General features: G+C 64.7%; 1 protein-coding gene. It reads right to left on the minus strand.

From position 1 onward, the window contains the following. Positions 1-207 (minus strand): D-Ala-D-Ala carboxypeptidase family metallohydrolase (locus ACM6IO_RS00005; RefSeq protein WP_414910690.1); only part of this gene is annotated, 207 nt, incomplete at both ends.

Here is a 207-nt window from a genome sequence, read left to right on the forward strand (position 1 = left end):
CGCCACGACAGCGCACGTCAACGGCCAGGCCGGTGCAGTGTTCACCTGGTGCAGGCTTGTTCACTTCCACCGGGTGCTTCGGGCAGCGGTAAGCGCTGCTCAGCGCCATCGGCTTGCCAAACTGCTGACGCAGGGTCACCAGCTCGGCCATGAACGCCGGATCCATCTCGGCGCCGGTGCTGTTGCATTTGCCGCATTTGCAGCGCA

Source organism: Pseudomonas sp. IT-P44 (assembly GCF_949768225.1).
GTDB lineage: Bacteria > Pseudomonadota > Gammaproteobacteria > Pseudomonadales > Pseudomonadaceae > Aquipseudomonas > Aquipseudomonas migulae.